Source organism: Kitasatospora sp. NPDC057692 (assembly GCF_042799475.1).
Classification (GTDB): Bacteria; Actinomycetota; Actinomycetes; order Streptomycetales; family Streptomycetaceae; genus Kitasatospora.
In genome coordinates, this window is the sequence record NZ_JBHVIV010000061.1 from 1 (window position 1) to 25117 (window position 25117).

19 protein-coding genes are annotated in these 25117 nt (G+C 74.9%); 15 read left to right on the plus strand and 4 right to left on the minus strand.

Going from position 1 to position 25117, the window contains the following annotated elements; genetic code table 11:
* The first annotated feature begins 272 nt into the window (after window positions 1-272).
* From ACFVFS_RS28470 to ACFVFS_RS28505, 8 genes are all read left to right on the plus strand, one after another.
* Window positions 273-911: a response regulator gene (locus ACFVFS_RS28470; protein ID WP_380288360.1), complete on the plus strand. Its 639-nt coding sequence runs from the start codon at window positions 273-275 to the stop codon at window positions 909-911.
* A gap of 123 nt (window positions 912-1034) precedes the next feature.
* On the plus strand, window positions 1035-3722 hold the full coding sequence (locus ACFVFS_RS28475; protein ID WP_380627574.1) for a DNA translocase FtsK: 2688 nt from the start codon (window positions 1035-1037) through the stop codon (window positions 3720-3722).
* 284 nt (window positions 3723-4006) lie between these two features.
* Entirely contained in the window at window positions 4007-4879 is an 873-nt protein-coding gene (locus ACFVFS_RS28480) for a helix-turn-helix domain-containing protein (RefSeq protein ID WP_380627575.1), read from the plus strand.
* Window positions 4880-4975: 96 nt separating this feature from the next.
* Entirely contained in the window at window positions 4976-6448 is a 1473-nt protein-coding gene (rimO, locus tag ACFVFS_RS28485) for a 30S ribosomal protein S12 methylthiotransferase RimO (protein WP_380627576.1), read from the plus strand.
* A complete protein-coding gene (pgsA, locus tag ACFVFS_RS28490) occupies window positions 6445-7083 on the plus strand; it encodes a CDP-diacylglycerol--glycerol-3-phosphate 3-phosphatidyltransferase (protein WP_380627577.1) in 639 nt (212 codons plus the stop codon). Before rimO ends, pgsA begins: the two co-directional genes overlap by 4 nt.
* 94 nt (window positions 7084-7177) lie before the next feature.
* Window positions 7178-7738 (plus strand): CinA family protein, encoded by a 561-nt coding sequence (locus tag ACFVFS_RS28495; protein ID WP_380627578.1) that lies wholly within the window; start codon window positions 7178-7180, stop codon window positions 7736-7738.
* Window positions 7739-8133: 395 nt separating this feature from the next.
* Complete coding sequence (locus ACFVFS_RS28500) at window positions 8134-8502, plus strand: helix-turn-helix transcriptional regulator (protein WP_350551437.1); 369 nt, start codon at window positions 8134-8136, stop codon at window positions 8500-8502.
* A gap of 52 nt (window positions 8503-8554) precedes the next feature.
* A complete protein-coding gene (locus ACFVFS_RS28505) occupies window positions 8555-8845 on the plus strand; it encodes a hypothetical protein (protein ID WP_380627579.1) in 291 nt (96 codons plus the stop codon).
* 78 nt (window positions 8846-8923) lie between these two features.
* Here ACFVFS_RS28505 and ACFVFS_RS28510 read toward each other — a convergent pair whose 3' ends face one another.
* The gene (locus ACFVFS_RS28510) at window positions 8924-13639 is read right to left on the minus strand and encodes an ATP-dependent helicase (protein WP_380627580.1); all 4716 of its coding nucleotides are present in this window, start codon (window positions 13637-13639) and stop codon (window positions 8924-8926) included.
* Between the two features lie 274 nt (window positions 13640-13913).
* Here ACFVFS_RS28510 and ACFVFS_RS28515 point away from each other — a divergent pair, with 274 nt between their 5' ends.
* From ACFVFS_RS28515 to rny, 7 genes are all read left to right on the plus strand, one after another.
* Window positions 13914-15392 carry a S8 family serine peptidase gene (locus ACFVFS_RS28515; protein ID WP_380627581.1) on the plus strand — a complete coding sequence of 493 codons (1479 nt, stop codon included), beginning with the start codon at window positions 13914-13916 and terminating at the stop codon, window positions 15390-15392.
* A gap of 77 nt (window positions 15393-15469) precedes the next feature.
* Window positions 15470-16018, plus strand: a complete 549-nt coding sequence (locus ACFVFS_RS28520; protein WP_380627582.1) for a GNAT family N-acetyltransferase — start codon at window positions 15470-15472, stop codon at window positions 16016-16018.
* Between the two features lie 50 nt (window positions 16019-16068).
* Window positions 16069-16263: a DUF3046 domain-containing protein gene (locus tag ACFVFS_RS28525; RefSeq protein ID WP_380627583.1), complete on the plus strand. Its 195-nt coding sequence runs from the start codon at window positions 16069-16071 to the stop codon at window positions 16261-16263.
* A gap of 82 nt (window positions 16264-16345) precedes the next feature.
* Window positions 16346-17656: an AI-2E family transporter gene (locus ACFVFS_RS28530; RefSeq protein ID WP_380627584.1), complete on the plus strand. Its 1311-nt coding sequence runs from the start codon at window positions 16346-16348 to the stop codon at window positions 17654-17656.
* 189 nt (window positions 17657-17845) lie between these two features.
* Window positions 17846-18958 (plus strand): recombinase RecA, encoded by a 1113-nt coding sequence (recA, locus tag ACFVFS_RS28535; protein ID WP_380627585.1) that lies wholly within the window; start codon window positions 17846-17848, stop codon window positions 18956-18958.
* Between the two features lie 4 nt (window positions 18959-18962).
* Window positions 18963-20027: a recombination regulator RecX gene (gene recX / locus ACFVFS_RS28540; RefSeq protein WP_380627586.1), complete on the plus strand. Its 1065-nt coding sequence runs from the start codon at window positions 18963-18965 to the stop codon at window positions 20025-20027.
* Window positions 20028-20246: 219 nt separating this feature from the next.
* A complete protein-coding gene (rny, locus tag ACFVFS_RS28545; protein WP_380627587.1) occupies window positions 20247-21698 on the plus strand; it encodes a ribonuclease Y in 1452 nt (483 codons plus the stop codon).
* Between the two features lie 9 nt (window positions 21699-21707).
* On the opposite strand, the gene ACFVFS_RS28550 is transcribed toward rny, so the two are convergent.
* The 3 genes from ACFVFS_RS28550 to ACFVFS_RS28560 all read right to left on the minus strand — a co-directional run bounded on the left by ACFVFS_RS28550 (window position 21708) and on the right by ACFVFS_RS28560 (window position 25092).
* Window positions 21708-23447 (minus strand): FAD-dependent monooxygenase, encoded by a 1740-nt coding sequence (locus tag ACFVFS_RS28550; protein WP_380627588.1) that lies wholly within the window; start codon window positions 23445-23447, stop codon window positions 21708-21710.
* Window positions 23448-23593: 146 nt separating this feature from the next.
* Window positions 23594-24445, minus strand: coding sequence for an amino acid ABC transporter permease (locus ACFVFS_RS28555; protein ID WP_380627589.1), 852 nt, complete (start codon window positions 24443-24445; stop codon window positions 23594-23596).
* The gene (locus ACFVFS_RS28560; RefSeq protein WP_380627590.1) at window positions 24442-25092 is read right to left on the minus strand and encodes an amino acid ABC transporter permease; all 651 of its coding nucleotides are present in this window, start codon (window positions 25090-25092) and stop codon (window positions 24442-24444) included. The genes ACFVFS_RS28555 and ACFVFS_RS28560 overlap by 4 nt, the downstream gene beginning before the upstream one ends.
* Window positions 25093-25117: the final 25 nt, after the last annotated feature.

Here is a 25117-nt window from a genome sequence, read left to right on the forward strand (position 1 = left end):
TCCCGGAGTACGCTCCGGGATTCACGCCGGTGGGGTGGGCGGTTTGCTGGCGGGGAGGGCCGGGAACCGGGTAGGGTCACCGATCGTTGCGAACAGTGACCGGGTGGCGACTCGCTGGTGAGCGTACGCCGGTGCACTGACTGCGCGCCGCTCCGGATCCGGACACGACGGAGCGATGTGCCGGGCGAGGGGGTGCGGCTAGCATGACCGGGGTAGTGGTGGGCAGTACGCGGGTGCCTTCCCCAGGTAGGCAGGCGACAGGAGGGCGCGTCGTGATGCAGAAGGCGAAGATCCTCCTGGTCGACGACCGGCCGGAGAACCTGCTGGCGCTGGAGGCGATCCTCTCGGCGCTGGACCAGACCCTGGTCCGGGCGGCGTCCGGCGAGGAGGCGCTCAAGGCGCTGCTCACGGACGACTTCGCGGTGATCCTGCTGGACGTCCAGATGCCCGGGATGGACGGCTTCGAGACCGCCGCCCACATCAAGCGCCGCGAGCGCACCCGGGACATCCCGATCATCTTCCTCACCGCGATCAACCACGGCCCGCACCACACCTTCCGCGGCTACGCGGCCGGCGCGGTCGACTACATCTCGAAGCCCTTCGACCCGTGGGTGCTGCGGGCCAAGGTCTCGGTCTTCGTCGACCTCTACATGAAGAACTGCCAGCTGAAGGAGCAGGCCGCGCTGCTGCGCCTCCAGCTGGAGGCGAGCGGCAACGAGCCGGCCATCGGCGGCGCGCTGCTCGGCGAGCTGTCGGCCCGGCTGGCGGCCGTCGAGGAGCAGGCCGAGTCGCTCACGAAACAGCTGGACGGCACCGAGGACGGCGGGGCGGCGGCCACCGCGGCGCACCTGGAGCGCAAGCTGGCCGGCCTGCGGCGGGCGCTGGACGCCCTGCGCCCCGGCACGGACTGAGCGCGCCGCGGATTGCCCCGTCCGGGTGAACCGGGGCGGGATGACGGCGTGTCGGCGACACGTCCCGGGGCCCCGGACGCACGACGCGGGAACAGGTGGCGTGCCCCGGTAGGCTGCTGACCCATGGCCACACGTACGCCCGGAAGCGCGGCACGCAACCCGGGTCCGGGACCGTCCAAGAAGGCCGCGGCGAAGGCTCCGGCCAAGCCGCCCGCCAAGAAGGCGGCCGCGAAGAAGGCGGCCCCGGCGAAGCGGACGGCGGCCAAGAAGGCTCCCGCCCCGCCCCCCGCGCCCAGGCCGATACTCTTCCGCGCCGTACGCGCCCTGTGGCTCGGCGCGGCGCACGGCATAGGCGCGGTCTTCCGGGGCTTCGGCGACGGCGCGAAGAACCTGGACCCGGCGCACCGCAAGGACGGCATCGGCCTGCTGCTGCTCGCGCTGGCCCTGGTCACCGCCGCCGGCACCTGGTTCAGTCCGCAGGGCTGGCTCGGCGAGGCGGCCACCAACGTGGTCTCCGGCCTGTTCGGCCGGCTCGACGTGCTGGTGCCGTTCCTGCTGGCCGCCGTCGGGATCCGGCTGATGCGCCACCCGGAGCTGCCGGAGGCCAACGGGCGGATCATGATCGGCCTGACCACCCTGCTGGTCGGTGTGCTCGGCCTGGTCCACATCGGCTGCGGCGCGCCCGTGATGGGCAGCGGCGCGACCCGGATAAGGACCGCCGGCGGGATCGTCGGCTGGGCCGCGTCCACCCCGATGATGGCCGCCGCCGGGCCGGCCCTCGCGGTGCCGCTGCTGCTGCTGCTCGCCTTCTTCGGCCTGCTGGTCACCACCGCCACCCCGGTCAACCGGATCCCCGAGCGGATGCGCGCGGTCGGCGTCCGGCTGGGCGTGGTCGAGCCCGGTCCGGAGGACGCCGAGGGGCGTGCGCCGGAGCGCGAACTCTCCACCGATCCCCCCGAGGACGCCGACCCCTCCGCACTGCCGTTCACGGTGGACACGGACAGTGACGACCCCTCGGACGAGGTGGCCGCCCGCCGGCGCCGCCGCAAGCGCAAGCCGTCGGAGGAGGAGCCCGCTGCCGAGCCGGACATGTTCGCCAAGGAGGCGCTGGACCCGTACACCACCCGCAACCTCGCCGCCGGCGCCGCCGCCGACCTGGACGGCGCGCTGGTCTACGGCGTGCCCGCCTCCTCGGCGGTGGCGGACATGATGCACCAGGTGCAGGACCGCACCGCCCCGCCGGAGGAGGCCGCCGTCCCGGCCGCCCGCACCGGCGGCGCCGGCCCCGGCGCCCCCGAGGAGCACGGCCCGGCGCCGGTGCGGATGGAGCAGCTCCAGCTCGCCGAGGGCCTCACCTACGCCCTGCCCTCGCTCGACCTGCTGGAGCGCGGCGGCCCGGCCAAGGCCCGCAGCGCCCTCAACGACGAGGTGGTGGCCCAGCTCACCGGCACCTTCACAGAGTTCAAGGTGGACGCCCGGGTGACCGGCTTCACCCGCGGCCCGACGGTCACCCGCTACGAGGTCGAGCTCGGCCCGGCGGTCAAGGTCGAGCGGATCACCGCGCTGGCCAAGAACATCGCGTACGCGGTGGCCAGCCCGGACGTGCGGATCATCAGCCCGATCCCGGGCAAGTCGGCGGTCGGCATCGAGATCCCGAACCGGGACCGCGAGATGGTCAACCTCGGCGACCTGCTGCGCTCGCGCACCGCCGCCGAGGACACCCACCCGATGGTCGTCGGCATGGGCAAGGACGTCGAGGGCCACACCGTGATGGCCAACCTCGCCAAGATGCCGCACATCCTGGTGGCCGGCGCGACCGGCGCCGGCAAGTCGTCCTGCATCAACTGCCTGATCACCTCGATCCTCGCCCGGTCGACCCCGGACGAGGTGCGGATGGTGCTGGTCGACCCCAAGCGGGTCGAGCTGACTGCCTACGAGGGCATCCCGCACCTCATCACGCCGATCATCACCAACCCCAAGAAGGCCGCCGAGGCCCTCCAGTGGGTGGTCCGCGAGATGGACATGCGCTACGACGACCTCGCGGCGTTCGGCTTCCGCCACGTGGACGACTTCAACGCGGCGGTCCGGGCCGGCACCGTCACCCCGCCGCTCGGCAGCGAGCGCGAGCTGACGCCGTACCCCTACCTGCTGGTGATCGTCGACGAGCTGGCCGACCTCATGATGGTCGCCCCGCGCGACGTCGAGGACTCGGTGGTCCGGATCACCCAGCTCGCCCGCGCGGCGGGCATCCACCTGGTGCTGGCCACCCAGCGGCCCTCGGTCGACGTGGTCACCGGTCTGATCAAGGCCAACGTGCCGTCCCGGCTCGCCTTCGCCACCTCGGCGATGGCCGACTCCCGGGTCATCCTGGACCAGCCCGGCGCCGAGAAGCTGATCGGCAAGGGTGACGCGCTGTTCCTGCCGATGGGCGCCAGCAAGCCGATCCGCATGCAGGGCGCCTTCGTCACCGAGGCCGAGATCGCCGCCGTGGTGAAGCACTGCAAGGACCAGCTGTCCGCCGTCTACCGGGACGACGTGACGGTCGGCGGCGGAGCGAAGAAGGAGATCGACGAGGAGATCGGCGACGACCTGGAGCTGCTGATCCAGGCGGCCGAGCTGGTCGTCTCCACCCAGTTCGGCTCCACCTCGATGCTCCAGCGCAAGCTGCGGGTCGGCTTCGCCAAGGCCGGGCGGTTGATGGACCTCATGGAGTCGCGCGGCATCGTCGGGCCGAGCGAGGGCTCCAAGGCCCGCGACGTCCTGGTGAAGCCGGACGAGCTGGACGGGGTGATCGTCTCCATCCGCGGATGACGCCGGGCCCGCGCCGGCGGGTGTTCGCCCGTTCGGACGGGGGTAGGCGGCCGGTGCGGAACCGGTCGGATGCGCACCGCGTCCCACGAGCGACACCGGACGCGCGGGCGGCGGTGCGGGGGTCCCGGAGACGGCGGCCCCCCGCATTGACGGGCGGTCAGTGCACGCCCGTCCCGGGAGCGGGGCGGCCGAGCGCATTCGGGCCTGTTCCGCTTGAGAAACGATCCGCCCACGCCCCTAGACTGTTCCCCAGCAGGTGGCCAACCGCTCGAAAGGCGTGCACCGTGACCATCGGCAAGTCCCCCGACCGCGAGAACGCCCCGACCTCCGACCTGCCCGCCGGAGGCGCGGATCCGGCGGCCGATGCCCCGAGCATCGGCCGGGTGCTGTCCGCCGCCCGGATCGAGGCCGGATTCACGGTGGATCAGGTGAGCAGCGCCACCCGGGTCCGGGTGCCGATCGTGCACGCCATCGAGGAGGACGACTTCGGCCGGTGCGGCGGCGACTTCTACGCCCGCGGCCACATCCGCGCGATCGCCCGGCTGGTCGGCGTCGACGGCGAGGCGCTGGTGGCCCGCTACGACGCCGCGCACGGCGGCTCGCCGGCCTCCAAGCGGCCCACCGAGCTGATCGAGAGCGGCCCGATCAAGGTCCCCGGTCGGGGCCGGCCGAACTGGACGGTGGCGATGGTCACCGCGATCGTCGTGGTGGTCGGCGTGATCGGCTTCAACCTGGTGAGCGGGAAGGCCGGCACCGGCACCACCGGCTCGGCCAGCGCCCCGCTGCCGGCCGGCTCCGGCACCGGTTCGGTCGCCCCGGCGGCCCCCGCGGCCTCCCCGGCCGTGCAGCCGCCCGCCCCGGCGCCCAGCGCCCCCGCGATCGCCGCCGCCCCGGCCGACAAGGTCACCGTGAAGCTGGTCGCCGAGAAGGACACCAGCTGGGTCTCGGCGGTCGACGGCACCGGGAAGTCGCTGTTCCAGAACAACATCGAGGAAGGCCAGGACCAGACCTTCACCGACCCCAGGCAGATCAAGCTGGTGATCGGCAACGCGGGCGCCGTGCACGTGTACGTCAACGGCAAGGACCTCGGTCCGGCGGGCAAGAACGGCCAGGTGGTGCACGTCACGTACACCCCCGGCGACCCGCAGGCGGGCTGATCGCGGGGGCCGACCGCCCCCGGGCGGAACCGGCCGGAGGGGGCGCGCGGCCTCCGGGGCGAACGGCTCCGGCGGTCGCGCGTTAATCTTGGCCCTATGCCTGAACGCCGTACTGTCGCCCTTGTCACGCTCGGATGCGCCCGCAACGAGGTGGACTCCGAGGAACTCGCCGGGCGACTGGAGGCCGACGGCTGGTTGCTCGTGGACGACGCCGCCGAAGCCGACGTCGCCGTCGTCAACACCTGTGGCTTCGTCGAGGCCGCCAAGAAGGACTCCGTCGACGCCCTGCTGGAGGCCAACGACCTCAAGGACCACGGCCGCACCCAGGCCGTGGTCGCGGTCGGCTGCATGGCCGAGCGCTACGGCAAGGAGCTGGCCGACGCCCTGCCCGAGGCCGACGGCGTGCTCGGTTTCGACGACTACGCCGACATCTCCGACCGCCTGCAGACCATCCTGTCCGGCGGCCACCACGCGCCGCACATCCCGCGCGACCGCCGCAAGCTGCTGCCGCTGAGCCCCGTCGAGCGCCAGGCCGCCGCCGCCGAGGTCGCCGTGCCGGGCCACGGCGCCCCCGAGGACCTGCCGGAGGGCGTCGCGCCCGCCTCCGGGCCGCGCACCCTGCGCAAGCGCCTGGACGACAGCCCGGTCGCCTCGGTCAAGCTCGCCTCCGGCTGCGACCGGCGCTGCTCGTTCTGCGCCATCCCGGCCTTCCGCGGCTCGTTCATCTCCCGCCGGCCCTCCGACGTGCTGCACGAGGCCCAGTGGCTGGCCGGGGAGGGCGTCCGCGAGGTCGTCCTGGTCAGCGAGAACAACACCTCGTACGGCAAGGACCTCGGCGACATCCGGCTGCTGGAGACCCTGCTCGGCGAGATCGCCGGGATCGAGGGCGTCGAGCGGGTCCGGGTCTCCTACCTCCAGCCCGCCGAGATGCGCCCGGGGCTGATCGACGCGATGACCGGCACCGAGGGCGTGCTGCCCTACTTCGACCTGTCGTTCCAGCACTCCGCGCCGGCCGTGCTGCGCCGGATGCGCCGCTTCGGCTCCACCGACCAGTTCCTGGAGCTGCTCGGCACGATCCGCGACAAGGCCCCGCAGGCCGGCGCCCGGTCCAACTTCATCGTCGGCTTCCCCGGCGAGACCGAGGAGGACTTCGCCGAGCTGGAGCGGTTCGTCACGCACGCCGGGCTGGACGCGATCGGCGTCTTCGGCTACTCCGACGAGGAGGGCACCGAGGCCGCCACCTACGGCGACAAGCTGCCCGAGGACGTGGTCGCCGACCGGCTGGCCCGGCTCAGCAAGCTGGCCGAGGAGATGACCGCCCAGCGGGCCGAGCAGCGGATCGGCAGCGAGGTCGAGGTGCTGGTCGAGTCGGTCGACGGCGACCTGGTCGAGGGCCGCGCCGCCCACCAGGCACCCGAGACGGACGGCCTCACCACGCTCACCGGCGTCGAGGACCCCGAGGTCGGGCGGTTCTACCGGGCCCGGGTCGTCGCCAGCGAGGGCGTCGACCTGGTCGCCGAGGCACTGGAGCAGGTGCGGGTCCGCCGGGCACCGGGAGCCGGGGCATGACCCAGGGGCCCGGCGCCCCGACCGCGGCCCACCCGGGCAGACCGGCGGCCGCGGCGCCCCCGGCGCCGGGGATCTGGAACATCGCGAACATGCTGACCATGGCCCGGCTGCTGCTGGTCCCGGTCTTCGTCACCCTGCTCTTCGCCGACGGCGGCCACGACCCCAAGTGGCGCTCGGTGGCCTGGGCCTCCTTCGCGATCGCGATGATCACCGACCTGTTCGACGGCGAGCTGGCCCGGCGCAAGGGCCTGGTCACCGACTTCGGCAAGATCGCCGACCCGATCGCCGACAAGGCGATCATGGGCGCGGCGCTGATCGGCCTCTCGGTGCTGGGCGACCTGCCGTGGTGGATCACCGTGGTGATCCTGGCCCGCGAGCTCGGCATCACGCTGATGCGGTTCTGGGTGATCCGCTTCGGCGTGATCCCGGCCAGCCGGGGCGGCAAGCTCAAGACGCTCACCCAGGGCATCGCCGTCGGCATGTACGTCCTGGAGCTGACCGGCTGGCTGGCCACCGCCCGGGCCGTGCTGATGGGCGTCGCGGTGCTGCTGACCGTCGGCACCGCGCTGGACTACGTGGGGCAGGCCTTGCGCCTGCGCCGGGAGGGGCTGGCGGCGCAACGCCCGCGCGGGTGACATGCCGCGGAACCCGGCCGCCGGCCGTCCCCGCGGCCCACAATGGCGGGTACGCCGGGGCGGGCCCGGCGGAGCGCGAGGGAGGGACGTGGGGATGGGTGCTGGATCCGAGGCCGGTGCGGTCGACTCCGGGACCGTCGACTCCGGGGCGGGCGACTACGGGGCGGGCGACTACGGGCTGGCCGAGCGGGCGCACGCCGCGCTGCGGGCCCGGGGCGGCACGGTGGCCGTCGCGGAGTCGCTGACTGGGGGGCTGCTGGCGGCCGCGCTGGTGGACGTCCCCGGGGCGTCCGCGACCTTCCGCGGCTCGGTGACCGCCTACGCGACCGAGCTGAAGGCCTCGGTGCTCGGCGTCGACGAGGGACTGCTGGACGTCCACGGCCCGGTCCACCCGGTGGTGGCCCGGCAGATGGCCGAAGGCGTGCGCAAGCTGCTCGGCGCGACCTACGGCGTCGCGACGACCGGGGTGGCCGGCCCGGAGCCGCAGGACGGGCAGCCGGTCGGCACGGTACACCTCGCCGTCGCCGGTCCGGGGGGAACTCTGGTCAGTTCGCCACGGTTGTCGGGAGAGCGTGCCACAATCCGTCACAGGGCGGTGACCGCCGCTCTGGAGCTGCTCGTCGGGCGGCTCCCGTCCGGTACGCCCGCGCACTGAGCCGTCGTCCGCACCGCCGTCACCGTCCGTCCGCCGGCCGTCTGTCAGCCACCCGCCACCCGGTCCCCGGTGTCCTCCGGGGGCCGCCCGCCGAGATCCCGTCGAACCGGGATCTGCCGAACTGGCGTGCGGGCATCGCACATCTGGAGGATCGTGTTACATCGGAGGGCCTGGTTGGGCAGAAACCAGGTGGCGAACGAGTGGCGTGGCGGTGGCCGGGTGCCGCCCGGAGGGTACGACGCGGTGCCCGCCGGCCCGGGTACGACACCGAAACAGGGGAGGGGACAGCCTTGCAGCCCAGAGTGAACACGACCATGGTCCCCGCACGCGAAGCGGGCAAGGCGGTACGGTGGGGGCGTGACATCTCGATCCGCAGTCCGAGGAGGGAGGCACCGATGATCCTGCTCCGTCGCCTACTGGGCGATGTACTGCGTCGGCAGCGCCAGCGCCAGGGCCGCACACTCCGCGAGGTGTCGGCGGCCGCCAGGGTTTCGCTCGGGTACCTCTCCGAGGTCGAGCGGGGACAGAAGGAGGCCTCCTCGGAGCTGCTCTCCGCCATCTGCGACGCACTCGACGTCCGGATGTCCGAGGTCATGCGCGAGGTCAGCGACGAACTGTCGCTCGCCGAACTTGCGGCGATGGCCACCCTCTCCGAAGGTGAACTGCTGAGGCCCGTGCTCGAACCGGTTCCGCTGCCGGCTCCCGGCACCGACCGGGCGAACATGTCGCCCAAGGCCGCCGCGATGGACGTGGTCGCCGCCTGACCTGGCCTCGGTACGGGCCCCATCCGGCCCGCGTTGAGCGAAGGAGGCGGTCGTGCGCAGTGCGGCGGCGACGTGTGCCGGGGCCCGAATACGGGTCCGACGGGCCCTGCCGGTCCTGGCGGTCCTGCTCGGCGGGCTCGGCTGGTGGCTGTGGGCGCTGTGGGCCGGCCCCGGGCGGCTGCCCGGAGGTGCGGTTCCGGTCCTGCTGGCGGCCGGCGGCTGGGGGCTCGGGTTGATCCCGGTCCACGCCGACTGGCGGTCCACCGGGCCGGCCCGGTCCCGGGCGGACCAGCCGGTGGCACCGGCGGAGACGCGGTGGGAGGCCGGACCTCCGGCCGGGTGACGAGACGCGGACGAGGGCCGTGGGACCGACGGGTCCCACGGCCCTCGTCGTGCTCGCGGCCCCGGGAGCCGGCGGGGCTCAGGGGCGCAGCCGCAGACCGCGCGGGGTGGCGTGGAAGCCCGCCTGCTCCAGCGCGGTGCCGAGCGCCGACCCGAGGGCCGGCTCGCCGTTGGCCCGCTCGACGGTGACGCTGCCCAGCGCCCCCGCCCGGGCGGCCCCGGCCAGCGCGGCCGCCGCCGCGGCGAGGGTGGCCTCGTCCTGCGCCCAGGCCAGCAGCGACTTGCCGCCGCGCTCCACGTACAGGCACAGCTCGCCGTCGACCAGCACCACCAGGGCGCCGGCCTTCCGGCCGGGCCGGTGCGCCTTGCCCGCCGCCTCGGCGGACCCGGCGGGCGGCTCGGGCCAGGACAGTGCGGCGCCGTAGGCGTTGGCCGGGTCGGCGGCGGCCAGCACCAGGGCCTGCGGCGGCTCGGCGCTCGGGGCGGCGGGCCACTCGGAGCCCCGGGCCCGCTCCAGCCGCCCGCTGACCGAGCGCAGCCGGTCGGCCGCCCCCTCCATGGCGAACTGGGCGCCGCCCAGCCCCTCGACGAAGTAGCCCCGGCGGGTCCGGCCGCGCTCCTCCATGGCGGCGAGCACCCGGTAGACCCCGGCGAAGCCGCCCGGGATCCGTTCGGCGGCGACCGTGCCCCGGGTGAGCAGGCCGTGCCGGTCCAGCAGGTTCTGCGCCTGGGCGGTGGCCCGGACGGTCGGGTCGGCGGCGAACGGGGGCAGCAGCGACCAGCGGCCGCCGACCGTCGGCGGGCCGCTGCGCAGCGCGCCGCCGACCCGACCGAACGGGCGCCCCGCGCCGCCGAAGCGGCCGCGCGGGGTGGCCCGGGGCGCCCGGTGGGCGGTGGCGCCGGCGGTCCGGCCGGAGCCGAGCAGGGCGCGCAGCGGGGCCAGGGTGTCGTTGCTGACGTACCCGGCCCAGACGAGGTCCCACAGGGCCTCGACGACCTCCGGCTCGGGTGTCTCCGGGAGGTGGGCGGTCAGTTGCCGGAAGAACAGCCCGTAGCCGCCGGTCAGCGCCTCCAGGAGCGCGGTGTGCACCGGGGTGACGGTGGGCGGCACCGGTTCGGGGCGCAGCAGGTGGGCGTTCTCGGCCAGGTGCAGGCTGATCCAGCCGTCCTTGCCGGGCAGCGAGCCGGCGCCGGCCCAGCCGACCTCGCCGGCCGCCATCAGCTCGTCGAGGAGTCCGGGGGAGTAGTCGACGAGCCGGGCCGGGAGGATCAACTTCTCCAGGGCGGAGGCGGGCAGGGCGGTGCCCTGGAGCTGTTCGACCACCCGGAGCAGGCCGTCCGGTCCGCGCAACCGGTGGCCGGCCAGATGCTGCCACTGCGGCAGGAAGGCGGCCAGGGCGCGCGGCGGGACGGGTTCGACCTCCTGGCGCAGGGCGGCCAGCGAGCGGCGGCGCAGCCGGCGCAGGACCTCGGAGTCGCACCACTCGACGGTGGCGGTGTGGCCCTCCACCGGCCGGAACTCGCCCTGGACCAGGCGGCCGGTGGCGGTGAGGCGGTGCAGGGTGCCGGTGACCACGGCGGTGCCCAGGCCGTAGCGGGCGGCGGCCTCGGCGGCGGTGAACGGGCCGTGGGTGCGGGCGTGCCGGGCGAGCAGGTCGCCCAGCGGGTCCTTGACCGGTTCGGTGAAGGCCTCGGGCACGCCGACCGGCAGCGGGGTGCCGAGGGCGTCGCGCAGCCGGCCGGCGTCCTCGATGGCGGCCCAGCGCTGCTCGCCGCCGATCCGGACCTGGATCACCCGGCGGGCGGCCTCCAGTTCGAGGGCCCAGAGCGGTTCGGCGCCGCGGGCGGTCAGTTCGGCCTCGCCGAGCGGGCCGAGCAGGCGCAGCGCGTCGGCGACGCCCTCGGCGTCCTTGATCCGGCGCTCGGGGGTGAGCCGCTGGAGTTCGGCCTCCAGCTCGGCGAGGACCTGGGGGTCGAGCAGTTCGCGCAGTTCGGCCTGGCCGAGGAGTTCGGACAGCAGCCGGGAGTCCAGGGAGAGGGCTGCGGCGCGGCGTTCGGCGAGCGGGGAGTCGCCCTCGTAGAGGAACTGGGCGACGTAGCCGAAGAGCAGGGAGCGGGCGAACGGGGAGGGTTCGGGGGTGGTGACCTCGACCAGCCGTACGGCGCGGGATTCGAGGTCCCCCATCAGTTCGACCAGGCCGGGGACGTCGAAGACGTCCTGGAGGCACTCGCGGACGGCCTCCAGGACGATCGGGAAGGAGCCGTACTCGGCGGCGACCTCCAGCAGTTGGGCGGCGCGCCGGCGCTGCTGCCAGAGCGGGGTGCGCTTGCCGGGGTTGCGGCGGGGGAGCAGCAGGGCGCGGCCGGCGCACTCGCGGAAACGGGAGGCGAACAGGGCGGAGCCGCCGACCTGGTCGGTGACGAGCTGTTCGATCTCCTGCGGGTCGAACAGGGCGGCGTCGGCGCCGATCGGGGCGTCGTCGGTGACCGGTTTGTCCGAAGGACTGCCGAAATCGAAGTCGGGGGCCAGCAGGTCGGCGTCCGGCAGGCGGAGCACGATGCCGTCGTCGGCGTGCATGACCTGCGGGTCGAGGCCGTGCTTCTCGCGCAGCCGGGCGGCGAGGGCGAGGGCCCAGGGGGCGTGCACCTGGGCGCCGAAGGGGGAGTGCACGACGATCCGCCAGTCGCCGAGCTCGTCGCGGAAGCGCTCGACCACGATGGTGCGGTCGTCGGGGAGGTGGCCGCAGGCGGCGCGCTGCTCGGCGAGGTAGTCGAGCAGGTTGCCGGCGGCCCAGTCGTCCAGACCGGCCTGCTGGAGCCGGGCGGTGGCGGCCTGCGGGTCGAGTGCGCCGAGTTCGCGGGTGAAGGCGCCGAGGGCGCGGCCGAGTTCGAGCGGGCGGCCGAGGCTGTCGCCCTTCCAGAACGGGAGCCGGCCGGGGACGCCGGGGGCGGGGGTGACCAGCACCTTGTCGTGGGTGATCTCCTCGATCCGCCAGGAGGTGGTGCCGAGGGTGAAGACGTCGCCGACCCGGGACTCGTAGACCATCTCCTCGTCGAGCTCCCCCACCCGTCGCCCGCCGCCGCCCTTGGTCCCCGCCTTCGGATCGGACGCCGTGGTGCCGGCGATGAAGACGCCGAACAGACCGCGGTCGGGGATGGTGCCGCCGGAGGTGACGGCGAGCCGCTGGGCGCCGGGGCGGCCGCTGACGGTGCCGGCCACCCGGTCCCAGACCAGGCGGGGGCGCAGCTCGGCGAAGGCGTCCGAGGGGTAGCGGCCGGCCAGCATGTCGAGCACCGCGTCGAAGGCGGACTGCGGGAGGGTGGCGAACGGCGCGGCCCGGCGGACGGCGGTGAGCAGGTCGTCGACCTGCCAGGTGTCCATCGAGGTCATCGCGACCAGCTGCTGGGCGAGCACGTCGAGCGGGTTGCGCGGGATGCGCAGCGCCTCGATCCGCCCGGCCCGCATCCGCTCGGTGACCACGGCGGACTGCACCAGGTCGCCCCGGTACTTGGGGAAGACGACGCCGGTGGAGACCGCGCCGACCTGGTGGCCGGCCCGGCCGACCCGCTGGAGGCCGGAGGCGACCGAGGGCGGCGACTCGACCTGGACCACCAGCTCGACGGCGCCCATGTCGATGCCGAGCTCCAGGCTGGAGGTGGCGACCACGGCGGGCAGCCGGCCGGCCTTGAGGTCCTCCTCGACCAGGGCGCGCTGCTCCTTGGAGACCGAGCCGTGGTGGGCCCGGGCGATCACCGGCGGGGCGCCCCTGGCGGCGCCGGCGTTGCCCATCAGCAGGGCGGGGGCGTGGTCCTCGGGCAGCGCGGTGCCGGTGGCGCGTTCGAGGGCGATCTCGTTCAGCCGGTTGCAGAGCCGCTCGGCGAGGCGGCGGGAGTTGGCGAAGACGATGGTCGAGCGGTGGGCCTGGACGAGGTCGACGATCCGCTCCTCGACGTGCGGCCAGATGGAGGCCTGGCGCTGCGGGTCGCTCTCGGCGGCGCCGCCGAGGGCGGGGGCGGCGGGCAGGTCGTCGAGGTCGGGGACGGGGACGACCACGGAGAGGTCGAACTCCTTGGCGGCGGGCGGCTGGACCACCTCGGCGCCGCGCCCGGGGCTGAGGAAGCGGGCCACCTCCTCGACCGGCCGGACGGTGGCGGACAGGCCGATCCGGCGGGCCGGGCGGTCGAGCAGGTCGTCGAGCCGCTCCAGGGAGAGCGCGAGGTGGGCGCCGCGCTTGGTGCCCGCGACGGCGTGCACCTCGTCGAGGATCACCGTGTCGATGCCGCGCAGGGCGTCCCGGGAGGCGGAGGTGAGCAGCAGGAAGAGCGACTCGGGGGTGGTGATCAGGATGTCCGGCGGGTGGGTGGCGAAGCGGCGGCGGTCGGCGGCGGGGGTGTCGCCGGAGCGGATGCCGACCTGGACCTCCGGCTCGGGCAGGCCGAGCCGGACGGCGGCCTGGCGCAGGCCGGCCAGCGGGGCGCGGAGGTTGCGCTCGACGTCGACCGCGAGGGCCTTGAGCGGGGAGATGTAGAGGACCCGGCAGCGGCGTTTGGGCTCGGCGGGGGGCGGGGTGCTGCTGAGCCGGTCCAGGGCGGACAGGAAGGCCGCGAGGGTCTTGCCGGAGCCGGTGGGGGCGACCACCAGGACGTCGGTGCCCCGGGCGATGGCGCGCCAGGCCTCGGCCTGGGCGGCGGTGGGCGCGGAGAAGGCGCCGGTGAACCAGGCCCGGGTGGCGGGGGCGAAGCCGGCCAGCGGGTCGGCCGGGGCCGGGGACGGGGTCGGGTGCGCGGTCGCCATGCCCCCATGGTGCCGGGTGGCACCGACAAGGGAGGGGTGTTCGGCGGGGTGGTGGCCGTTCGGGGCAACCGGGAAGGCATAACGGACAAACGGATCATATGGTGATGATTCAGTTCCTGTGATGCTCCTGTGAAGACCAGCCCTCCTGCGGTGGGCCGCCCCGGCGCGGCCGCCGGGACCGACGAGCGGAGACCGTGCCATGGCGCAGGCGGACCCGTCCGGCCGCGGTCCCGTCGCGCTCCCAGGCCGCGGTCGCGCTCCGGTTCCCGTCCGGGTGGCCGGTCCGGGCGGGACCGCCCGGCGCGGCGGCCGGGGGCCGTTCCGCGTCCTGCTCGCGATGCTGCTCACCGCGCTGGTCGCGGGCGGCGCCGTGCCGTACGTCGCCGGACCGGGGCGGGCGTACCTCAGCTACCTGGTCCTCGCCGAGCGGGCGGACGCCGAGGGGGCCGACCGGGCGGCGGAGCAGACCCGCGCGGCCGGCGGGCAGGTCGTCCAGGAGTACCCGCAGATCGGCGCGGTGCTCGCCTACGCCTCCGGGGGCTTCGCGGAGAAGGCACGCGGGCGGCCCGGGGTGGCCGCGGTCGGCGCCACCCGCACCTCGCCGGTGCCCGGCCCGCCCCGTTCGGTGGACGGTGCCGGGGACTTCCGGGCCGGGGCGGACGGCGCGGACGACACCACCGTGACCGTCCCCGACCCGGCCGAGCGCGACGCCTGGAACCTCGCGCTGCTCGGCGCCGCCCCCGGCGCGGGCACGGACACCGCCCCGGGCCCGTCACGCGGCCCGGCCGCCCCCGGCGCAGCCCTGCACGAGGTGCTGGTCGCCGTCCTCGACTCCGGCGTCGACGACACCCACCCCGATCTGCGCGCCGCCGTCGACCCGAGGAGCTCGGCCTCCTGCGCGGACGGCCGCCCCGACGCCCGCACCGGCTCCTGGCGCCCCGAGGCCGGGGTCAACGAGAGCGGCCACGGCACCCACGTCGCCGGGATCGTCGGCGCCGCCCGGGACGGCCGCGGCGTCAGCGGGGTCGCCCCCGGCGTGCGGATCGCCGCCGTCCGGCTGCTCGGCCCGCTCGGCCAGTACTACGCCGAGAACATCGTCTGCGGCCTGCTCTGGGCCGCCGACCACGGCGCCCGGGCGATCAACAACAGCTACTTCGCCGACCCGTGGAAGTACAACTGCCCCGGGGACGCCGACCAGGCCGCGCTGACCGCCGCCGTCGGCCGGTCCGTCGAGTACGCCCGCCGGCGGGGCGCGGTGGTGGTCGCCTCGGCCGGCAACGACGCCCAGGACCTCGGCGCCGTCCGCGCCGACGAGCGCAGCCCCAACGACCGCACCACCGGGCCCCCGCGGTCCCGCTCCCTCGGTCCCGAGTGCGTCCGGCTGCCCGGCGAACTGCCCGGCGTGGTCACGGTGACCGCCGTCGACCGGGACGGCCGCCCGTCCGCCTACACCAACCACGGGCGCGGCCGGGTCTCGCTGGCGGCCCCCGGCGGGGACCCGGACGGCGGCGCCCAGGGGGCGGTGGTCTCCGACTGGCCCGGCGGCCGGTACGCCGCGCTGGCCGGCACCTCGATGGCCGCCGCGCACGTCAGCGGCGCGGCCGCGGTGGCCGCCGCGCTGCACCCGGACTGGGACTCCGACCGGCTCGCCGCGCTGCTGGCGGCCACCGCGGACGCCGCCTGCCCGCCCGGCCCGCACGCCTGCGGCGACCACGAGTACTACGGCGCCGGGGCGCTGGTCCTGCCGCGCTGAACGGGCGGCCCGCCGGGCCGGACGGGCGGCGGGGAAAACCGGGTGACGGGCCGGGGCGGGCGGGACAGGATCGGAGGATGGACGCCTTCCTCACCACCGAGCGGCTGGTGCTGCGCCGCTTCACCGCCGCCGACACGGACGCGCTGGTCGAGCTGGACGCCGACCCGGAGGTCACCCGCTACCTCACCGGCGGGCGGGCCACCCCGCGCGAGGTGGTCGAGTCCACCCTGCTGCCGCTCTACTTCGACCACTACCGCCGGTACGGCGACCTCGGCTGGTGGGCCGCCGAGGAGCGGGCGGGCGGGGCCTTCCTCGGCTGGTTCGAGTTCCGGCCGCTGTCCGGCCGCACCGAGGTCGAGCTGGGCTACCGGCTGCGCCGCCCGGCCTGGGGGCGGGGGTACGCCACCGAGGGCTCCCGGGCGCTGATCCGCCGGGGCTTCACCGGCCTCGGTGTCGAGCGGGTGGTGGCGTACACGATGGCGGTCAACCGCGGCTCGCGGCGGGTGATGGAGAAGGCCGGGCTCTCGTACGTCCGGACCTTCCACGAGGACCACCCGGAGGCGGTCCCGGGCGGCGAGCACGGCGAGGTCGAGTACGCCCTGGCGGCGGCCGACTGGCGCCCGTAGCGGCCGACGGGACCGAGGGGGCCGTCCGGCGGTCCGGGATACTGGTGGACATGAGGCTGACGGAGTTCTGGCGCCGGATGTACGCGCACTTCGGCGAGGCGTACGCGGAGTCCTTCGCGAGCGACCACGTGATGAGCGGGCTCGGCGGGCGCACGGTCCGCCAGGCGCTGGAGGCGGGCTGGGAGGCCAAGGACGTCTGGCGGGTGGTCTGCGACACCCAGGGCGTCTCCCCGGTGCTCCGCTGACCCGGCCGGACCGGGCCCGACCCGGTCCGGCCCCGGCCGCCGCCCGGCGCCCCCCCGGCCGATGCTCGAACGCGCGTCGGGCATGGGTCAGACTGTGCGAGTGGCAAGCAGTGCAGAACAGCAGAATCCGGACAGGTCGGCGCAGGTCGCCGACGAGGCCGCGGGCCCTACGCCCGCCTCCCCGGGCGCCCCACCCGCGGAGCCGGCGCCCGAGGCGGCCCGGACCGCGGGGAACGGGCTCTGGGGTTCCGGGATGCCGCGCTGGCTGCCCCGGGCGATGGTGCTGGCGCTGGTCATGGTCGGGCTGTTCCAGCTCGCCGACTGGGCCTTCCACGAGCTGATCGACCTCTTCGTGATGCTGCTGGTCTCCTTCTTCCTGTCGCTGGCGCTGGAGCCGGCGGTGGACCGGATGGCCGCCCGCGGGGTGCGCCGCGGGGTCGGCACCTTCCTGGTCTTCGTCGCGGTGGCGATCGCCGTCGGCGGCTTCCTGACGGCGCTCGGCACCCTGCTGGTCGACCAGGTGGCGAAGATCGCGAACGACCTCCCGCACCTGCTCGACAACCTGATCGACTGGATCAACCGCACCTTCCACCAGGAACTCTCGCTGGACGAGCTGCAGCAGAAGCTGCTCAAGGACTCCGGTGCGATCGAGAACTACGCCCAGTCGGCCGCGGACAACGTCTGGGGCGTCTCCTCGACCCTGATCGGCGGGCTGTTCCAGGCCTTCACGGTCGGCCTCTTCACCTTCTACTTCACCGCCGACGGGCCCCGGGTGCGGCGGACCGTCTGCTCGATGCTGCCGCCCGCCAAGCAGGCCGAGGTGCTGCGCGCCTGGGAGATCGCGCTGGCCAAGACCGGCGGCTACCTCTACTCCCGGGCCCTGCTCGCGGTCGCCTCGGCGGCCGCGCACTGGGTGATGTTCGCGCTGCTCGACCTCCCGTACGCGGCCGCGCAGGCGGTCTGGGTCGGCGTCATGTCGCAGTTCGTGCCGACCATCGGCACCTACCTGGCGGGGGCGCTGCCGGTGCTGGTGGCGCTCACCACCGACGAGCCGGTGGACGCGCTCTGGGTGCTGGTCTTCGTGGTGGTCTACCAGCAGGTCGAGAACTACCTGCTGCACCCGCGGATCACCGCGAAGACGGTGGACGTGCACCCGGCGGTGGCGTTCGGCTCGGTGCTCGCCGGCGCGGCGCTGCTGGGCGGGGTCGGCGCGCTGATCGCCATCCCGGCGGCGGCCACCCTGCAGGGCTTCGTCGGCACGTACGTCCGGCGGTACGAGGTGACCGACCCCCGGGTCGACCGCGGCGAGCAGCGCCGGCAGCGGCGGGAGCTGCGCCGGGAGGCGGCGCGCCGGCTGCGGCGGATGGTCGGCGGGGACTCGGAGCGGAAGTAGTCCGGGCCGCGGTCCGGACCCGGGGCCGATCATGGTCCGAACAGCCCGGGCTTGATTCGAACACGTGTTCTTTGTACTCTCCGGCGCAGAGTTCTCCCCAGGCGGAGCCGGGTCGGAGCCGATTGTCGGTGGGACGCGCTAGCGTCGAGGACGATGAAGCGCACAGCACAGAACCCGAGGGTGGAAGCCATGGCAGGTACGGACCGCGAGAAGGCCCTTGAGACGGCGCTCGCCCAGATCGAGCGGCAGTTCGGCAAGGGCTCGGTGATGCGCCTCGGCGAGAAGGCCAACGAGCCGATCGAGGTGATCTCCACCGGGTCCACCGCCCTGGACGTCGCCCTCGGGGTCGGCGGCATCCCGCGCGGCCGGGTGATCGAGATCTACGGTCCCGAGTCCTCCGGCAAGACCACGCTGACCCTGCACCTGGCGGCCAACGCCCAGCGGGCCGGCGGCACGGTCGCCTTCGTCGACGCGGAGCACGCGCTCGACCCGGAGTACGCCAAGAAGCTCGGGGTGGACACCGACGCGCTGCTGGTCAGCCAGCCGGACACCGGTGAGCAGGCCCTGGAGATCACCGACATGCTGATCCGCTCCGGCGCGATCGACCTGGTGATCATCGACTCCGTCGCGGCGCTCGTCCCGCGCGCGGAGATCGAGGGCGAGATGGGTGACTCGCACGTCGGCCTCCAGGCCCGCCTGATGAGCCAGGCGCTGCGGAAGATCGCCGGTGCGCTGAACCAGTCCAACACCACCGCGGTCTTCATCAACCAGCTGCGCGAGAAGATCGGCGTGATGTTCGGTTCGCCGGAGACCACGACCGGTGGCCGGGCGCTGAAGTTCTACGCCTCGGTCCGTCTGGACATCCGCCGGATCGAGACCCTGAAGGACGGCACCGAGGCGGTCGGCAACCGCACCCGCGTCAAGGTCGTGAAGAACAAGGTCGCCGCGCCGTTCAAGCAGGCCGAGTTCGACATCCTCTACGGCGTGGGCATCAGCCGCGAGGGCGGCCTGATCGACATGGGTGTCGAGCACGGCTTCATCCGCAAGTCGGGTGCCTGGTACACCTACGAGGGCGACCAGCTCGGCCAGGGCAAGGAGAACGCCCGCAACTTCCTGCGGGACAACCCGCAGCTGGCCGACGAGATCGAGCGGAAGATCAAGAGCAAGCTGGGCATCGGCCCCAAGGTCGAGGAGCCGGCCGAGGCCGCTGAGGGCACCGCCGAGGGCGCGGCCAAGCCGATCACCGCGACCGCCGCCAAGACGGCCGCGGCGAAGAAGACGGCGGCGGCCGCCAAGGCCTGATCCGTTGACGCAGCACAGTGGGCCGACCGGCCCGGAGGACGACGACCACGGGCCGCCGGACTGGTTCGCGGCCGTGGCCGAACCGGAGTCGGAGTCCGCACCGGAGCCCGGGCCGGGATCCGGACGGCGGCGCCGATCCGCTCCGGCGGTCGCGCCGGAGCGTGCCCGGTCCGCGCGGCGGTCCGCGGCGCGCCCGGCGGACGCCGAGGAGTTCGGACTGGTCTCCGCCTCCGAGCTGCCCGCGGGGCGGCGTCGGCGCCGCTCGGCGCTGGCGGCGGAGCAGCCCACCGGCCGGACGGCCGGCGAGGGCGACGGGTACGGCGGAGCGGGGGCGGCCGGTCACGGGGGTGCGGCCGCCCCCGCCCCGGCGTACCCGGCGTTCCCTAGGTCCGCCGAGGAGCGGCCGGGGCGCCGCTCCGGCCGCACCCGGCGCAGCGCGGCCCGCGAGGACGCCGACCACGACGGCGGGTACGGCGCGGACGCTGCGGACGGCACCGGCGGCCCGGAGCGCTCCGGCGGGGCGTCCCGGCGCGGCCGGGCCGAGGAGCCGGCCGATCCCGAGAGCCGGGCCCGGGACATCTGTCTGCGCCTGCTCACCGGCGCGGCCAAGACCCGCAAGCAGCTCGCCGACGCCCTGCGCAAGCGGGAGATCCCGGACGAGGTCGCCGAGGAGGTGCTGACCCGGCTGGAGGAGGTCGGGCTGATCGACGACGCGGCCTTCGCCCGCGCCTGGGTGGAGTCCCGGCACAGTGTCCGGGGCCTGTCCCGGCGTGCGCTCGCCCAGGAGTTGCGGACCAAGGGCGTCGCCGGGGACCTCGCCGAGCAGGCCCTCGCCCAGGTCGACCCAGACGACGAGACCGAGGCCGCCCGCGCCCTGGTCGAGCGCAGGCTGCGGACCACCCGCGGCCTGGAGCGGCAGACCCGCACCCGCCGGCTGGTCGGGATGCTCGCCCGGCGCGGCTACTCCGAAGGGCTGGCCTTCCGGGTGGTCCGGGAAGCGCTGGACGAGGAGGAGGCCGGCGCCGGGGAGCCGGCTGCGGCGTACGGGGACACGGCGGACGAGGACTGACGCCCGGGTCACCCGGGGTTATCCGAGGGTTGGTCAACTGCCTGGCCAGTCTTGACCGTTTCGTAACCCGCGCCTAGCCTCGCACTCAGTGCGGGAGCACGTCGATCATCCCTCGGCCACCCCCGGCCGCGCTCCCGGCCGTGCTTGCGACCGGGTGGTTCCGGGCCGGCCGCGCGACGGCCGGGGCGGCGTGCCGCGGCGGGACGGGGAGTGGGCAGCATGAGGACCGCGGTGAGTGCCGGATCGGCCGCCTCCCTGCTGGTGGCGGCCGTGTCGGCGGCCCTGGTGACGGCCTGGCTGCTGGCCCGGCGGCTCCGGGGCGCGCAGCGCCGGGCCGCCGCCGAAACCGAGCGGACGCGGCGGCGGAGCGAGCGGCAGGCGGACCGGCTGCGCGCCGAACTCGACCGGCGCGAGGAGCGGTTGGCCGGGGAGCTCGACCGGCTGCGGGCCCGTGAGGGCGAACTGGCCGAGCGGACCGCCGAGGTGGCGCGCGCCAGGGACGCCGCGGAGGAGCTGGTCCGGCACCGGGCGGCCGAGCTGGAGCGGACCGCCGGGCTCTCCGCCGCCGAGGCCCGCGCCGAACTCGTCCGCGCCGCCGAGACGCAGGCCCGCCGGGAGGCGGCGGTCACCGTCCGGGAGATCGAGCGCGCCGCCCGCGAGGAGGGCGAGCAGCGGGCCCGGAACATCGTGGCCGGGGCGATCCAGCGGCTGGCGGCCGAGCAGACCGCCGAGACCGCGGTGTCGGTGTTCCGGCTGCCGAGCGAGGAGATGAAGGGCCGGGTGATCGGGCGCGAGGGCCGCAACATCAAGACCTTCGAGTCCGTCACCGGCGTCAATCTGATCATCGACGACACCCCGGCGGTGGTGCAGCTCTCCTGCTTCGACCCGGTCCGCCGGGAGACCGCCCGCCTCACCCTGGAGCAGCTGGTCGAGGACGGCCGGATCCACCCGCTGCGGATCGAGCACGTCCACGCGCGCAGCCGCGCCGAGGTGGAACGCCGCTGCGTGCGGGCCGGCGAGGACGCGCTGCTCGCCGTCCGGGTCGGCGGCATGCACCCGGAGCTGGTCCGCACCCTGGGCACCCTGCGCTACCGGGCCTCGTACGGGCAGAACGTGCTCGGCCACCTGGTGGAGTCGGCGCACCTGGCCGGGATGATGGCCGCCGAGCTCGGGGTGGACCCGGAGCCGGTGCGGCGCGCGGCGCTGCTGCACGACATCGGCAAGGCGCTGACCCACGAGGTCGAGGGCAGCCACGCGGCGGTCGGCGCGGACTTCGCCCGGCGGCACGACGAGCCGGCGGACGTGGTGCACGCGATCGCCGCCCACCACGGCGAGGTGGAGCCGAAGACCGTGGAGGCCGTGCTGGTCCAGGCCGCCGACGCCTGCTCGGGCGGGCGGCCGGGTGCGCGCAAGGAGTCGCTGCAGGCGTACGTGCGGCGGCTGGAGCGGCTGGAGGAGATCGCCCGGGCGCACGACGGCGTGGCCGACGTCTACGCGATGCAGGCCGGCCGGGAGGTCCGGGTGATGGTCCGCCCGGAGGTGGTGGACGACCTCGGAGCGCAGGTGATCGCCCGCGAGGTCGCCCGGCAGGTCTCCGAGGAGCTGACCTACCCGGGCCAGATCCGGGTCACCGTGGTCCGGGAGAGCCGGGTCACCGAGGTCGCCCGCTGAGGCCTGCCCTCAGTGCCCGTCGCCGCCGCGGGCCGCGGCCTGGCGGGTGGCGGCCGGGTGCGGCGGCTCCGGCTCCGGCTCGGAGCCGCCGGTGAGCGAGGCCGGGCCGCCCCGGGCCCGGTCGGCCAGTGCCTGGAGGTCCTCGCCGTCCGCGCCCTGGGTGGTCCCGACCAGGTGGCCGTCGGGCCGGATCAACAGCACCGTGTGCGGGCCGGCGCCCGGGTAGGCCTCGGTGACCAGGACCTCGGTCGGCACCGGCAGCGCGGCGGCGACCTCGGCCAGCCGCGGCATCAGCCCGGCGCCCAGCCAGTGCTCGGCGGACCAGACGGCGGTGCCGGGGGCGACCAGCAGCAGCAGGAAGCCGGCGCCGAGCCGGGCGTGCAGCTGGTCCGGGGTGCCGTCGGTGGCCAGCACCGGAAGGTCCGGGACGAGCACGCCGGGCGCGGTGGCCGGCAGCAGCTCGCTGAGCGAGGTGGCGCTCCGCGTGCCGCGCTGCACCGGGACCCGCCCGGGCATGCCGGAGGGCGCGGCCGGGTAGGCGGGGGCGCCGCCGAACCGGCCGGTGCCGAGGTGCCCGTCGGCGAGCAGCGGCGCGTGCTTGCGGAAGGAGCCGGTGAACAGCGAGCGCCGGGTCTGCGCCCAGCCGCGCAGCGGGCGCAGCAGCGGCATGGACTGGTCGACGGCGCGCAGCCGGGCGCCGACCGCGCCGCGCCGTTCGGCCTCGTAGCCGTCGAGCAGCGAGCCGCCGGGCTGCGGGCCGCCGGAGTGGAGGTGCCAGGCGAGGGCGAGCCGCCAGGCCAGGTTGTCGGCGTCGCGCAGGCCGTCGGCGAGGTTCTGCATGCCGAGCGCGCCGTGCAGGTGGGCGGCGTCGCCGGCCAGGAAGCAGCGGTCGACCCGGAACCGGGCGGCCAGCCGCTGCTGCGCGGTGTGGTCGGCGGCGGCGAGCAGGTCGAACTTCGGGAGCTCGCCGCACCAGCCGGCGAGGGTGGCGGTGACCCGGGTGAGCAGGGTGTCGCCGGTGACGATGCCGGGCCAGGTGGCGTGCGGGTCGACCGGCTCGGTGACCGCGGGCCGGCCCGGGGGCAGCCGCCAGTCGAGCCGCCAGACGCCGTGCGGCAGCGGGCGGGCGGTGGCCTCGCGGTCGCCGCGCCACGGCGGCTCGCGGTGCAGCCGGGGCTCGGCGAACGGCAGGTCGACCCGGACGGTGGCGACGGCGCTGCGGTCGACGGCGGGGCGGCCGGGGAATCGGATCTTCAGCAGTTTGCGGACGGCCGAGCGGGCGCCGTCGCAGCCGACCAGGTGGCTGCCGCGCCACCAGGTCTCGGTGCCGTCCTTCGGATTGCGGGTGAGCACGCTGACGCCGTCGCGGTCCTGTTCGAGCCGGGTGACCCGGCTCAGCGGGACCAGCCTGACCAGCGGGGTGCCGGTGAGGGCGTCCTGCAGCCCGCGCTGGAGGCGGTGCTGGGGCAGGTGCAGGACGGGGGTGTCGGCCAGGTCGATCCGGAGCACCTCCTGGCGGCGGCGCCAGACGGTGAAGGCGTCCCAGCGGGCGGCGTCGGCGACGGCCCGGGGGTAGCCGATCCGGGTCAGGAAGGCGGCGGTGTCGGTGCCGAGGACGACGCTGCGCGGGCTCTCGGGGCAGAGCCCGGAGCCCTCGTCGAGGACGACGGTCGGCACCTCGTGCCGGGCGAGGGCGAGGGCGAGGGCCAGGCCGACCGGCCCGGCCCCGACCACGATCACCGGATCCATGCCGTACCCTTCGGGCCCGGACGGTCCGCTGAGCCGCGGCCGTGGACCTCCGGGTGAGGGCAGGCCGTCGGGCCGCCGTCATATGCCGCGTGGATGCTCCCGGATGGTGTCACGAAGAGCAATGCAACAGTTCACCTGCGTGCCCGTCAAGCAGCAGGTGAAGTGCGCCGGTTCGCGCCGCCTCGTCCGCGTGCCTCGATCCACCGGGCGAGCGCGGTGAGCACGAGGCACATCGCGATGTACAGGGGTCCGATCACCAGGACGACGGGGATGTAGGGGAAGCCCGCGGCGTTCAGCGGCTGGCTGGCGATGGCCTTACCGACGAAGAGCAGCTCGTGGTAGGTGATGATGAAGCCGAGCGAGGTGTCCTTGAGGGTGACGACCAGCTGGCCGATCATCGAGGGCAGCATCGAGCGGACCGCCTGCGGGACCAGGATGGTCGTCATCACCTGGGTCTTGCGCATGCCGAGCGCGTACGCCGCCTCGCCCTGGCCGCGCGGCACCGCGTTCACCCCGGTGCGGATGATCTCCGCCTGCACCGAGCCGTTGTAGAGGGTGAGCCCGAGCACCAGCGCCCACATCGGCTGCTTGGCGAAGAACGCGTAGTAGAGGGCGACGATCAGGATCAGCAGCGGCATCGCCCGGAAGAACTGGACGAAGGCGGTGGCCGCCCAGCGGACCGGCCCGTGGTCGGAGAGCCGCCCGGCGGCGAGCAGCGCGCCCAGCGCCAGCGAGAACACCGCGGCCAGCCCGAAGGCCTCCAGGGTGGAGAGCAGGCCGTCGACGATCCGCTGCTGGACGGTCGTGTACTGGAACGCGTCCCAGAGGCCGGGGTCGAACTGGCCGTTGGCGTTCAGCGCGCTGACGACGTACCAGAGCAGTCCGGCGATGCCGAGCAGCGACAGCACCCCGAAGATCCGGTAGCGGGTGCGGGCCCGCGGGCCGGGGGCGTCGTAGAGGACGCCAGGGGCGGCGGAGCGGGTGAACAGGGTGCTCATCGGGCCACCGCCAGTCGGTCTTCGAGGAAGCGGAACAGCAGGGAGACGGCGGCGCTGATCAGCAGGTAGGCGCAGGCCACCCAGAAGAAGATGGCGAAGATCGAGTAGCCGCGCTCGGAGAAGGTCTGCTGGGTGCTGTAGAGCTCGCTGACGCTGAACGCGCCGGCGATCGCCGAGTTCCTGGGCAGGGCGATGAAGACGCTGCTCATCGGCGCCAGCACGGTGCGGGCGGCCTGCGGCAGGACGACCAGGGTGAGCGTCTGGCCGAAGGTCATGCCCAGGCTGCGGGCGGCCTCGGCCTGGCCCAGCGGCACCGTGTTGATGCCGGAGCGCAGCACCTCGCAGACGAAGGACGCGGTGTAGCAGCCGAGCGCCAGCACCGCGAAGGTGAGGTGGCCGAGGTGCACGCCCAGCGGCGGCAGGCCGAAGGTCACGGCGAAGAACAGCAGGGTCAGCGGGGTGTTGCGGAAGAGCGTGACCCAGGCGGTGCCGAAGGCCCGCAGGACCGGGATCGGGGAGACCCGGAAGGCCGCCAGCAGGGTGCCCAGCAGCAGGGCGAGCAGCGCGCTGAGCGCGCTCAGCTCGATCGTCTGCAGGAAGCCGTCGCGGAACAGCGCGAAGTTGCCGTCCTCGAACAGGAAGCCCATCCGGCGGCCCTCCTCTCAGGGTTCG